The organism is Pantoea ananatis LMG 2665, assembly GCF_000710035.2.
Taxonomy (GTDB): domain Bacteria; phylum Pseudomonadota; class Gammaproteobacteria; order Enterobacterales; family Enterobacteriaceae; genus Pantoea; species Pantoea ananatis.
Window position 1 is genome coordinate 278,547 of sequence record NZ_JMJJ01000004.1, and the last position, 12,856, is coordinate 291,402.

A 12,856-nucleotide genomic window follows, 5' to 3' on the forward strand; every position below is an offset into this window, starting at 1 on the left:
GGTCGGATTGCGATTTGAAAGCTGTCTCACTCAATCAGAGAAGGCGGCTTTCAACTTTATTTGAAAAAAGTGCAAAAATTATATCATCTCAACGGCCAGGAAGCAGCCAAAGACACCACCGATAAGTTACATATTTGTAAATACGCATTCACCGTTAACTCAGCGTGGGTTTTCAACCTGATGCCATTCAACCTGCTGATAACCCAACTGGCGGGCAAAGGTTTCGGCCAGCAACGGCTGAACATCGGCTAACGTGACTTCAGGCCGGAAGTGTTGCAGCTGCGTCATGTGCATTCCGGCATAGCCGCACGGGTTAATCCGTAAAAATGGCGACAGGTCCATCGCCACATTTAATGCCAGCCCGTGAAACGAGCAGCCCTTACGAATGCGCAGCCCCAGCGAGCAAATTTTTTCATCCCCAACATAGACGCCTGGCGCATCGGGTCGGGCCCGCGCCGCCACGCCAAAGCGGTCCAGTACGGCAATGACCGTTTCTTCTAAGGCGGTCACCAGCTGACGCACGCCGGTTTTACGGCGTTTCACATCAATCAGAACATACATGATCTGTTGTCCTGGCCCGTGATAGGTCACCTGTCCCCCACGATCGCTTTGTACCACAGGAATATCGCCGGGCATCAGCAGGTGCTCGGCTTTTCCCGCCTGGCCCTGTGTAAAGACCGGATAATGTTCCACCAGCCAGACTTCATCCCGGCTTTCGCTATCGCGCTGATCGGTATAGTGGTGCATGGCGTCTGAGGTCGATTGCCAGTCACATAACCCAAACTGGCGAATAAGAAGCGTGTCTGCAGACAAAACGAGTATCCGTTAAAGAGGGGAGACGCTGAGTATAACGCTGGCGGTGATGAAGTTAAACGCCTTCGGGATGAGAGAATGAGTACAGAGCGGCTGGGTCGGTAAGGCAGAAAATACGGGTCAGCGCGTTATCTGCGCAGCCTGACCCGCTGACCGGTGTTGACAGCGTTACAGCACCATCCGCACGATTTCAATTTTGCCCAGCTCTTCGTACAGGGTTTCGACCTGCTCGATGTGGGTGGCATTGATCGTGACGTTTACCGAGTGATAGTTACCTTTGCTGCTGGGTTTCACTTCTGGGCTGTAATCGCCGGGTGCATGGCGTTGCACGACCTCAAGCACCAAATCAACCAGCTCCGGCTGTGCCAGCCCCATTACTTTGTAGGTAAATGGGGTAGGGAATTCGAGCAGTTCATTCAGTTTGGTTTTCATAATCACTCCGGTACATAAAAAACAGGCTCCCGCCGAAGCGGGAGCATCATATTAACCTGTAATGGGGGCAGAGTGGCGGTTTTTCAACCGCCATGCACCATTAACCGAACCAGTGGTGGAACATCAGTTTGATATAGTCAACGATACGACTGAAGAAGCCGCCTTCAGAGACTTCATTTAACACCACCAGAGGACGCTGATCGATAGTTTTGCCATCGAGCTGGAAATTGATACTGCCAACCACTTGGTTTTTCTTCAGTGGCGCATGCAGCTCGGTATTGGTGAGGACATAGCTGGCTTTCAGATCTTTCATCCGGCCGCGTGGAATGGTCAGATAAGCATCTTTTTCAACGCCCAGTTGGACGCGATCGCTGTTACCAAACCACACGGGCTCAGAGGCAAACTCTTTCCCGGCTTTCAGCGGTGCGACGGTTTCAAAGAAGCGGAAACCCCAGGTCAGCAGCTTTTTACTTTCCGTTTCGCGGCCTTTGAAGGTATGACCGCCCATCACGGCAGAGATCAAACGCATCTGTCCTTCTGTCGCAGAGGCCACCAGGTTATAGCCTGCTGACGCGGTGTGACCGGTTTTGATGCCGTCAACGGTCAGGCTGGTATCCCATAACAGACCATTGCGATTCATCTGACGAATATTGTTAAAGGTGAACTCTTTCTCTTTATAAACCGCGTACTCTTCAGGAACATCACGGATAAGCGCCTGGCCAATCAGCGCCATGTCGCGTGCTGAGCTGTATTGACCTTCCGCATCCAGGCCATGAACGGTCTGGAAATGCGTGTTTTGCAGACCCAGCGCTTTCACGTAGTTGTTCATCAGGCCAACAAAGGCATCCTGGCTGCCGGCGACATAATCGGCCATCGCCACACAGGCATCATTACCGGACTGCAGAACGATACCGCGCGTTAACTGGGAAACCGGAACGCGGTCGCCAGGCTTCAGGAACATTAAGGATGAACCTTTGAATACCGGATTACCGGTCGCCCACGCATCCTGCCCCACGGTAACGATATCGTCCTGGTGGATTTTTCCTGCTTTAACTGCCTGACCGATGACGTAGCTGGTCATCATCTTCGTCAGGCTCGCCGGGTCGCGGCGTGCGTCCGCGTTTTTCTCAGCCAGCACTTTGCCTGAATTGTAGTCGATGAGGACATAAGCTTCGGCATCAATGTCCGGTACGCCGGGAATCATGGTCTTGAGATTAACATCATCAGCGATGGCAGCATGGCTGAGGGAGAAGGCGATCAGTGATCCCACTGTCAGGCGTTTTAACAAACGAGAAGGTTTCAGCGTGTTCATGTGTGGGACGACAACATCCATGGGTTTAAGGTTTAAAAAAGTCACTCATCATAACAAATGCCTGATTTTCAGACATCCGGCTTAGTGAATGAGTTGTTAGCAGAGGTTACCTGTCACGGTAACCTCTGTCGATTAACGACCTGCGGTGGTAACGAAGGCCGCACTCTGGCCTTCGCTGCTCAGCCGTTGCTGTAAGGCCACGGCTTCTGCACGGGTTTTATAACCACCAAGCTGCACGCGGTACACATTGCCTGCGTTTTCCACAGCGCCAGGAACGCCAAAGCGCTGGCGTAAACTGTTAACTAACTGCCGGGCACGTGCTGCATCATTAATGGCACTCACCTGAACGACATAGCCTGAAAGGGATGAGGCACTCTGGCTGGCGGCGGGCTGGCGGGGTGATGCGGCGGCACTGGCCGCAACCGGCGCAGCGGCAACAGGCGCGGCTGCGACAGGGGGGCTGGCAGCGGGCTCACTGCTTTCCAGCACGCCGCTGGGTAACGGCTGCGGCGCGCCCAGGAAGCCGCTACTTTGCACCGGTGCGCCCATAGCATTATTGCTTTGCAGTGTCGCATTGCTGACGGGTGAAATATCCTGAGCTTCGGGTTCAGCCGCCGGGACGGTCTGCGGCTGGCTGCTACCGTTCATGATGGGTTGACTGCCACCGCTCATGCCTTGTGGGCTGCTCATGACCGGACCGTTCAGGTCGGGACGCGCAGGCAGGGCATAGCTCTGTTTTGCCACGACGGTGCCGATGGTGCCGGGGCCGGAAAGCGTGCCATCCGGTGCGACACTGATGTAATCAACCCGCACGCGGGAATTGTTGGAGATATTCAGGCGGTCACCTGCCGCACGGGACAGATCGATAATGCGTCCCGGCGTATACGGGCCGCGATCGTTAACCCGCACCACAATCTGGCGGCCGTTTGCCAGGTTTGTCACGCGAACGTAGCTGGGCAGGGGCAGCGTTGGATGGGCAGCCGTCAGGGCATCGGGATCAAAGGTCTCGCCCGTCGCAGTACGATTACCCTGGGCTTCCTCACCGTACCAGGCGGCCAGCCCCACTTCACTGTAGTTGGCCGGATTTTTGATGATACGGTAGTTTTTACCGTTGACGCTGTAGTCCTGATTGGTCGACGGATTGACCGGCTCATAACGAGGCTCAACGCCAGGAATCTCTACCACCGGGCCGTTATAGGCAGGCTGGGGGGGCGCACTTTGTTGTTGCGGTTCCTGGGTAGAACATGCAGCTAAAACCATTGAAGCCAATACAACGCCAAGCCAGTCCTTACGCATCTGCGACCTCTTAAACACTTTTAGATAACATTTTTCGGTGTGTGTGGATCGACATTACGATGCCAAATCCCGCCATAAGCACAATAAGCGCCGAGCCGCCGTAGCTGACCAGCGGCAACGGAACGCCAACCACCGGTAAGATACCACTAACCATACCAATGTTAACGAAAACATAGACGAATAAAATCAACATTAACCCCCCGGCCATCACCCGGCCAAAGGTGGTTTGCGCACGGGCAGCCACGATGAGTCCACGCATAATCAACAGCAGGTACAGCACCAGCAGCAACAGTACGCCCACCAGTCCCAGCTCTTCTGCCAGCACGGCGAAAATGAAGTCGGTGTGACGCTCCGGTAAGAACTCCAGCTGTGATTGCGTACCATGCAGCCAGCCTTTACCGCGCAGTCCGCCAGAGCCAATAGCGATTTTAGACTGAATAATGTGGTAACCCGCGCCAAGCGGATCGCTTTCGGGATCGAGCAGCATCATCACGCGGTCTCGCTGATAGTCATGCATCAGGAAGAACCACAATATGGGGATAAAGGCCGCAACTAACAGGACGGCGATACCAATCAGCTTCCAGCTCATGCCAGAGAGGAACAGCACAAATAATCCCGAGGCCGCGACCAGAATCGAGGTTCCGAGGTCAGGCTGCGCGGCCACTAACAGCGTAGGAAGGAAAATCAGCACCAGAGCGATGGCGGTGTTTTTCAGGGTCGGTGGGCACACGTCGCGGTTGATAAAGCGCGCGACCATTAAAGGAACGGCGATTTTAGCGATCTCAGAGGGCTGGAAGCGGATAAAACCCAGGTCCAGCCAACGCTGCGCCCCTTTACTGATTTGGCCAAAGGCATCCACGGCGACGAGCAGGATGACACTGACAATATACAGGTAAGGCGCCCAGCCTTCGTATACCCGGGGCGGGACCTGGGCGAGCACCAGCATAATGATCAGCCCCATGGCGATCTGGCCGAGCTTACGCTCCATCATGCCGGGATCCTGCCCGCTGGCGCTCCAGATAACAATGGCGCTAAAGGTCAGTAGCGCGAGGATAATCAGCATAAATAGCGGATCAATATGCATGCGCATCCATATTGACCGCTTCTGCGGGCTGTCATTCATCGACATGATTATTCACCTTCGTAGCCTGGCGGTGTGGGGGCCGCATCCGGCAGGACAGTATTATTGTCACCTAACATGATGTGATCCAGTATCTGACGCATTACCGTGCCTACGGCGGGTCCGGCTCCGCCGTTTTCCAGAATCATGGTCACGGCGACACGCGGTTTATCGTAGGGGGCAAACGCGGTCATCAGCTTGTGGTCACGCAGGCGTTCTGCGATTTTGTGTGCGTTATAGGTTTCGTTCTCTTTCAGACCGAAGACCTGAGCCGTACCCGATTTCGCGGCAATTTTGTATGGCGCATCGGCAAAGCTTTTGTGAGCCGTACCATTGGGGCGATTGGCCACGCCATACATCCCGTCTTTGGCAATTTCCCAGTAGCCCGAGTGGATATCGCCTATTGGCTGGGAAGGCGGTTGACGATAAGGCACCAGGGTGCGGCCTTCGCGCGTGGCGCGCAGCATATGCGGCACTTTGATAACCCCGTCGTTGATGAGGATCATCATCGCTTTGTTCATCTGCAATGGTGTTGCCGTCCAGTAGCCCTGACCGATACCAACAGGAATGGTGTCACCCTGATACCAGGGCTTTTTAAAGCGGCGCATTTTCCAGTCACGCGTCGGCATGTTACCCGCGCTCTCCTGGGGTAAATCAATGCCCGTACGTTCACCGTAGCCGAATTTGGTCATCCACTCCGACAGGCGATCGATGCCCATGTCATAGGCGACCTGATAAAAGAAGGTGTCCGCAGACTCTTCCAGTGACCTGGTGACGTTCAGACGACCGTGGCCCCACTTTTTCCAGTCGCGATAGCGTTTTTCAGAGCCGGGCAGTTGCCACCAGCCGGGATCGAACAGGCTGGTATTTCGGTTGATAACGCCTGCGCTGAGCGCGGAAACGGCGACATAGGGTTTGACCGTTGAGGCTGGCGGATAAGCGGCCTGAATAGCGCGGTTATACAGTGGACGGTTTTCATCGCTCAGTAATCCGCGATAGTCTTTGCTGGAAATTCCGTCAACAAACAGGTTCGGATCGTAACTGGGCGTGGACACCATGGCCAGAATTTCTCCGGTGCGGGGATCGCTTACGACCACTGCGGCACGACTGCCGGCTAACAGCGTTTCGATGTACTGCTGCAGTTTCAGATCAATGGTCAGATAGATATCACGCCCGGCCTGCGGGGATTGCTCGTGCAACTGACGAATAACCCGGCCACGGTTGTTTACCTCAACCTCTTCATAACCGGTTTTACCGTGCAGCAGGTCTTCGTAATAGGCTTCGATACCGAGTTTACCGATATCGTGCGTAGCCGCATAGTTTGGCCATTTACCTTCTTTGTCCAGACGCGCCACATCCCGATCGTTGATTTTCGATACGTAGCCCACAACGTGGGTCAGGGTTTGCCCAAAGGGATAGTAGCGGCGCTGGTAGCCTTTGACTTCCACGCCGGGAAAGCGGTACTGGTTCACGGCAAAGCGTGCAACCTGCACCTCATTAAGGCCGGTTTTTACCGGGATAGAGGTAAAGCGACGTGAGCGCTTACGCTCTTTTTCAAACGCCTCAATATCGTCATCGGTGAGTTCGAGCACCGGGCGTAAGTTTTGCAGCGTTTGTTTTAAATCGTCGACCTTTTCCGGCACCAGTTCTGCCTGATAAATCGTACGGTTCAGGGCCAGCGGCGTGCCGGTACGGTCATAAATAATGCCGCGGCTGGGTGCAACCGGCACCAGCTTAATGCGGTTTTCATTTGACCGGGTACTGTAGTCGTCGAAACGTAAAATCTGCAGGTGATAGAGATTAACCACCAGCACGGAGGAGAGCAGTAAGATGCCGACAAAAGCGATAAAAGCCCTGCGGACAAAGACTTTTTGTTCGGCGCTGTAATCGCGAAAGGCGTTGCTTTGTAATTTCATCCGCTACTTGTAATGTCTGGAGTGAGCTTATCGGTTATTCACGATGATAAGGATGATTTGTCGTAATGCTCCATGCACGATAGAGGCTCTCTGCAACCAGCACGCGCACCAGCGGATGAGGCAACGTTAACGTTGAGAGAGACCAGCTTTGTTCCGCCGCCGCTTTACAGGCCGGCGCTAATCCTTCAGGTCCGCCAATCAACAGGCTGACGTCACGGCCGTCCTGCTTCCAGCGTTCCAGCTGCTGCGCCAGCTGTGGGGTTTCCCAGGGTTGTCCGGGGATATCCAGCGTCACAATGCGGTTGCCTTTACCTGTCGCTGCCAGCATCGCTTCGCCTTCCTTTTCCAGAATGCGTTTGATGTCGGCATTTTTCCCGCGTTTCCCCGCAGGGACTTCCGTTAACTCAAACGGCATGTCTTTGGGAAACCGACGCAGGTATTCCATAAAACCGGTCTGAACCCAGTCAGGCATTTTGGTGCCGACGGCAACAAGCTGCAATTTCACCGCTTAACCCCAGAGCTTTTCCAGTTCATACAACTGACGGCTCTCTTCCTGCATGACGTGCACGATCACTTCGCCCAAATCCACAACGACCCAGTCAGCGGCGGCTTTACCTTCCACGCCCAGCGGCATCAGGCCGGCGGCACGGGATTCCTGCTCGACGTGTTCCGCGATAGAGGTCACGTGGCGCGTTGAGGTACCGGTACAAATGATCATGAAATCAGTGATGCTCGATTTGCCCTGAACGTCGAGAGTCACGATGTTCTGGCCTTTCAAATCATCAATCTTATCAACAACGAACTCTTGGAGTGCTTTACCTTGCAAAAGGTTCCCCTTCAAAACTGGTGATAGCGGGCTGGCTGAAACCCGGAAGACAGCCAAAAAATTTAGCGGCGCAGTATATCACGCCCATATCAGTCGCGATATAAGCCGGCGCGGTCGATGTAGGTTATCACAGAGGCGGGCAATAAATCGTCGCAGGCGAGGTGCTGATGGCGGCGCTGTCTGATCTCGGTGGCCGATATCGCATAAAGCGGGGTTTCCGCCAGCCAGATCGCCCCTGCAGGACGTTGGTGAAGCTGCTGGCTGTCTTGTGTTACATGGCTGTCCAGCCAGCGTTGCATTGCTGGAGACGCCATTTCCGTCGGATAGCCCGGTCGCTTGCAGACCAAAAGATGGCACAGGCTAAGCAGCTCCTGCCAGCGATGCCATTTTTCCAGCGACAGCAGAGAATCCTGACCAATAATAAAACCTAGAGGTTGTTCACCCCGTTCGGCACGCAGCGCTTCTAAGGTATCGACCGTCCACGAGGGCGTATCACGTTGTAATTCCCGCGTGTCGATGTCAAAAAGCGGCAAATCGCGAATAGCGCACTCGAGCATTTCAACCCGCTGCTGCGGACTGGCCTCTGGTTGGGGCCGGTGCGGCGGCACATTATTGGGCAGCAGTGTGATCCTCGACAGGCCAATCTGCCCGGCCAGCGTTTCCACCGGGCGCAGATGACCAAAATGCACAGGATCGAAGGTACCGCCAAACAGCGCGTGTAAATCAGACATGGGCGAGGCTCGCAGGGAAAGCGCGATTGGCAATCAACATCGACAGCGTCTGCAACTGCGGCCAGACCGACTGACCATAATCCTGCTTTAGAGTAAGTTCGATTTGCATCAACAGATGAATGGCCTGCTGTAGCCTGGAGGCATCAAGGCGCTGAAGTGCTTCCGTAAACAGGTTGCGACGGTTTTGCCAGATACGCTGCTGATCCATTAGCGTGCGCAGCGGCTGTTGCGACTGATGCCGTTGCAGATGCAGCAGGGTCATCAAATCGCGCTGCAGGGTGCGGAGCAATATCGCCACTTCGCTCTCTTCTCTTTCTAACTGCTGCAGGATGTGCAAGGCGCGGCGGCTTTTGCCGCCGAGTAGCGCATCCACCCAGTGGTAGGGCGTGAAGTGAGCGGCATCGCTGACGGCGGCTTCAACGCGCGGCAGGGTCAGTTTGCCATCGGGCCATTGCAGTGACAGCCGTTCAAGCGCCTGGGCCAGAGCCAGCAGATTACCTTCATAGCAGTAACACAACAGCTGGACGGCCGCATCATCGATATCGAGCTTGAGGGTTTTTGCTCGGCTGACAACCCAGCGGGGGAGCTGAGCCTGTTCGGGTGTCTGGCAGGGGACCAGCACGGCATGAGCGGAAAGCGCTTTAAACCAGGCACTGTTTTCCTGGGCTTTACTGAGCTTCGCCATTCGGCAAATCAGCAAAATATCGGCGTGAAGCAGCGGGGCCAGCTTGATCAACTGCTCGGCAATCGCCGCGTTAGGGCCATTTTCCGGGAACTGCAACGTTAACGTTTGACGCTGGGCAAACAGGCTCAGCGACTGGCAGCTCATAAACAGGCTGTCCCAGTCGGTCTGCGCATCCAGTGTAAAACTCAGATGTTCTTCAAAGCCCTGTGCCAGGGCACTGGCCCGAATCGCATCTGCACTTTCCTGCAACAGTAAGGGTTCATTACCGGTTAATAAATAACAGGCGCGCAGCCCCTCACGGAGCTGCGCGCTGAGTTGTTCCGGATAAATCCTGATCATTTCGACTTGGTTGCCGCAGAGGAAGAGACCCCGGCAGCAGGCTGAACCGCTTTTGAAACCGTCGATGTAGAGGGCATCTGCTGATTTTCCATCTGCGCGGCATGCACGGTAAGCAGCTTACGAACCAGCTGTTCGGCAGCGCGCTGACGCATCTCCTGCATAATCATGTCCTGCTCAGCATCTTTCGCCAGCGCCGCGTTCGGGTTATCAAAGAACGAGCGGTAGACGGTTGCGCTGATCGGATAGATCCCTTTATTGGGGATCAGCACCTGAGCAGAAACCGACATCGTCAGCTGATACTCCGCTGTGGTACCGCTGATAAATACGGATGCGGTACTGCGGCTTTGTGCTTCTCCACCAAGACGCATCGTCGGGACGGTCAGGCTGTTTTTCTGCGTCGCCTCAACAATATTGACGTTGTTAATCCGCAGCTGCTGGCGCACGGTACGCGTCAGCGGGCCATAAGGGTCACCACTGTCTAAAATCAGCGTTCTCAGTTCGGTTGGCACCTGAGTGGTGCCGCGCGGATGAAAACCACAGCCGGCGGTGATCACCACCGCCAGCATGACAAACAACCTGATAATCGGATGTCGCACAGTTCCTCCTGAACTTAACCCACAACCAGGTTAAGCAGTTTGCCCGGTACATAAATGACTTTACGAATGCTAACACCATCAAGGTATTTCGCCACTAATGGTTCCTCAGCCGCACGAGCCTGAACCTGTTCCTGGGTAGCATCGGCTGCCACGGTAATTTTACCACGGACTTTACCGTTAACCTGCACGACAACCAATAAGGCGTCCTCAACCATCGCGGCGTCATCGGCAACCGGCCATTCTGCATTGTCGATGGTGCCTTGGCCGCCCAGCGTTTGCCACAGTACGAAGCACGCATGAGGCGTGAACGGATACAGTAAACGCGTCACGGCGAGTAACGCTTCCTGCATCAGTGCACGATCCTGCTCGCTGTCCTGTGGTGCACGCGTCAGCTTGTTCATCAGTTCCATCACGGCGGCAATCGCGGTGTTAAAGGTCTGACGGCGGCCGATATCGTCGGACACTTTGGCAATAGTTTTATGCAGATCGCGACGTAAGCCTTTCTGATCATCGTTCAGGCTGGCAACGTCCAGAGCGACAGTCGCGCCTTTCTGTGAATGGTCATAGGCCAGTTTCCATACGCGCTTCAGGAAGCGGTTCGCGCCTTCAACACCGGATTCCTGCCACTCCAGCGTCATGTCGGCCGGTGAGGCAAACATCATAAACAGACGTACGGTATCCGCGCCGTAGCGCTCAACCATCAACTGTGGGTCAATGCCGTTGTTTTTCGACTTCGACATTTTGCTCATGCCTGCGTAGATCACCTCACGGCCCTGGGTGTCCACGGCTTTGGTAATGCGGCCTTTCTCATCGCGCTCAACGGTGACATCCACCGGGGAAACCCAGTTACGTTCGCCGTTGACGCCCAGATAGTAGAACGCATCCGCCAATACCATGCCCTGGCACAGCAGACGTTTAGCAGGCTCATTCGAGTTTACTAGGCCTGCATCGCGCAGCAGCTTATGGAAGAAACGGAAATACATCAGGTGCATGATGGCGTGTTCGATACCGCCCACATACTGATCCACTGGCAGCCAGTAGTTCGCTGCAGCCGGGTCCAGCATGCCATCTTTATAGTCCGCACAGGTGTAGCGCGCGTAATACCATGAAGACTCCATGAAGGTGTCAAAGGTATCGGTTTCGCGCAGGGCAGGCTGACCGTTCACGGTGGTCTTTGCCCACTCGGGATCGGCCTTAATCGGGCTGGTGATGCCGTCCATGACCACATCTTCAGGCAGGATAACCGGAAGCTGATCTTCTGGCGTGGGCATCACGGTGCCATCTTCCAGCGTCACCATCGGAATGGGCGCGCCCCAGTAGCGCTGACGGGAAACACCCCAGTCGCGCAGGCGATAATTGACTTTACGTACGCCAACACCTTTCGCCGCCAGCGCATCCGCAATGGCGTTGAAACCGGCACTGTGATCCAGACCGCTGCACTCGGCGGAGTTAAACAGCGTACCTTTATCGGTCATCGCGCCAGTGCTTACGTCCGGCTCGCTGCCGTCCAGGTTCAGGATCACCGGCTTGATCGGCAGATCGTATTTCGTGGCAAACTCCCAGTCACGCTGGTCATGTGCCGGAACCGCCATCACGGCACCCGTGCCGTACTCCATCAGCACAAAGTTCGCGACCCAGACAGGAACAGCCTCACCTGTTAACGGGTGTACCGCAGACAGGCCAGTGGCCATGCCTTTCTTTTCCATGGTGGCCATATCGGCTTCGGCCACTTTGGTATTGCGGCATTCGGCAATAAAGTCAGCGAGGGCAGGATTGCTGGCAGCCGCCTGCAGCGCCAGCGGATGACCGGCGGCCACGGCGACATAGGTCGCGCCGTAGAAGGTATCTGGACGCGTGGTATAAACCGTGACTTTCTCAAGGCTGTCCGCCACGTCAAAGGTGATTTCCACGCCTTCAGAGCGGCCGATCCAGTTACGCTGCATGGTTTTGACCTGCTCAGGCCACTCTTCCAGCGTATCCAGATCGTTTAACAGCTCTTCGGCGTAATCGGTGATTTTGATAAACCACTGTGGGATCTCTTTACGCTCAACTTTGGTGTCACAGCGCCAGCAGCAGCCGTCAATAACCTGCTCATTGGCCAGTACCGTCTGGTCGTTCGGGCACCAGTTCACCGCCGAGGTTTTTTTGTAAACCAGGCCTTTCTCATAGAGTTTGGTAAAGAACCACTGTTCCCAGCGGTAATACTCTGGCTGACAGGTCGCCAGTTCGCGACTCCAGTCATAGCCAAAGCCCAGCAGTTTAAGCTGGTTTTTCATATACGCGATGTTGTCATAAGTCCAGGGGGCGGGCGCGGTGTTGTTTTTTACCGCCGCGCCTTCCGCAGGCAGACCGAACGCATCCCAACCGATAGGCTGCAGCACATTTTTGCCGAGCATGCGCTGATAACGCGCGATGACGTCGCCGATGGTGTAGTTACGAACGTGACCCATATGAAGGCGGCCAGAAGGATAGGGCAACATGGACAGGCAATAATATTTCTCTTTGCCTTCCTGCTCAGTCACTTTAAACGTTTCGTTTTCATCCCACTGCTGCTGAACGCGGGATTCAATCTCTTCCGGGCGGTATTGCTCTTGCATGGCTGCCTGTGGTCCTTAATAAATGACACTTTGCTGACTTTACGATCCGCATAGCATACCCATAAGGCCGCGCATCAACAACACTTCCCACTTTTGCAGAGGCGATTTATCGTCAAAGCGTCAGTGCTTTCACTCTTTTACCATTCCTTACCCAGGGAACCGGGCAAATGTGACAAAGTAGCTAAACTTAGTA

12 protein-coding genes are annotated in these 12,856 nt (G+C 54.9%); all 12 read right to left on the bottom strand.

Going from position 1 to position 12,856, the window contains the following annotated elements; all coding sequences use genetic code 11:
• Positions 1–159 precede the first annotated feature (159 nt).
• The 12 genes from lipB to leuS all read right to left on the bottom strand — a co-directional run bounded on the left by lipB (position 160) and on the right by leuS (position 12,663).
• A complete protein-coding gene (lipB, locus tag EL29_RS03100; protein WP_019106262.1) occupies positions 160–813 on the bottom strand; it encodes a lipoyl(octanoyl) transferase LipB in 654 nt (217 codons plus the stop codon).
• Between the two features lie 168 nt (positions 814–981).
• The gene (gene ybeD / locus EL29_RS03105; protein WP_006118404.1) at positions 982–1,245 is read right to left on the bottom strand and encodes a DUF493 family protein YbeD; all 264 of its coding nucleotides are present in this window, start codon (positions 1,243–1,245) and stop codon (positions 982–984) included.
• Between the two features lie 100 nt (positions 1,246–1,345).
• Positions 1,346–2,557: a D-alanyl-D-alanine carboxypeptidase DacA gene (dacA, locus tag EL29_RS03110; RefSeq protein WP_019106261.1), complete on the bottom strand. Its 1,212-nt coding sequence runs from the start codon at positions 2,555–2,557 to the stop codon at positions 1,346–1,348.
• 132 nt (positions 2,558–2,689) lie between these two features.
• Entirely contained in the window at positions 2,690–3,853 is a 1,164-nt protein-coding gene (rlpA, locus tag EL29_RS03115; RefSeq protein ID WP_019106260.1) for an endolytic peptidoglycan transglycosylase RlpA, read from the bottom strand.
• A 10-nt stretch (positions 3,854–3,863) separates the two neighbouring features.
• Complete coding sequence (mrdB, locus tag EL29_RS03120) at positions 3,864–4,976, bottom strand: peptidoglycan glycosyltransferase MrdB (RefSeq protein ID WP_024471157.1); 1,113 nt, start codon at positions 4,974–4,976, stop codon at positions 3,864–3,866.
• A gap of 8 nt (positions 4,977–4,984) precedes the next feature.
• Complete coding sequence (gene mrdA, locus EL29_RS03125; RefSeq protein WP_013025013.1) at positions 4,985–6,889, bottom strand: peptidoglycan DD-transpeptidase MrdA; 1,905 nt, start codon at positions 6,887–6,889, stop codon at positions 4,985–4,987.
• A 34-nt stretch (positions 6,890–6,923) separates the two neighbouring features.
• A complete protein-coding gene (gene rlmH / locus EL29_RS03130) occupies positions 6,924–7,394 on the bottom strand; it encodes a 23S rRNA (pseudouridine(1915)-N(3))-methyltransferase RlmH (RefSeq protein WP_013025014.1) in 471 nt (156 codons plus the stop codon).
• Positions 7,395–7,397: 3 nt separating this feature from the next.
• Positions 7,398–7,715 (bottom strand): ribosome silencing factor, encoded by a 318-nt coding sequence (rsfS, locus tag EL29_RS03135; protein WP_014606314.1) that lies wholly within the window; start codon positions 7,713–7,715, stop codon positions 7,398–7,400.
• 89 nt (positions 7,716–7,804) lie between these two features.
• Positions 7,805–8,446 carry a nicotinate-nucleotide adenylyltransferase gene (gene nadD, locus EL29_RS03140; RefSeq protein ID WP_014593165.1) on the bottom strand — a complete coding sequence of 214 codons (642 nt, stop codon included), beginning with the start codon at positions 8,444–8,446 and terminating at the stop codon, positions 7,805–7,807.
• Positions 8,439–9,470, bottom strand: coding sequence for a DNA polymerase III subunit delta (holA, locus tag EL29_RS03145; RefSeq protein WP_014606313.1), 1,032 nt, complete (start codon positions 9,468–9,470; stop codon positions 8,439–8,441). Before holA ends, nadD begins: the two co-directional genes overlap by 8 nt.
• Positions 9,467–10,066 carry an LPS assembly lipoprotein LptE gene (lptE, locus tag EL29_RS03150; RefSeq protein WP_014606312.1) on the bottom strand — a complete coding sequence of 200 codons (600 nt, stop codon included), beginning with the start codon at positions 10,064–10,066 and terminating at the stop codon, positions 9,467–9,469. Before lptE ends, holA begins: the two co-directional genes overlap by 4 nt.
• Before the next feature lie 14 nt (positions 10,067–10,080).
• The gene (gene leuS / locus EL29_RS03155; RefSeq protein ID WP_014593168.1) at positions 10,081–12,663 is read right to left on the bottom strand and encodes a leucine--tRNA ligase; all 2,583 of its coding nucleotides are present in this window, start codon (positions 12,661–12,663) and stop codon (positions 10,081–10,083) included.
• Positions 12,664–12,856 lie beyond the last annotated feature (193 nt).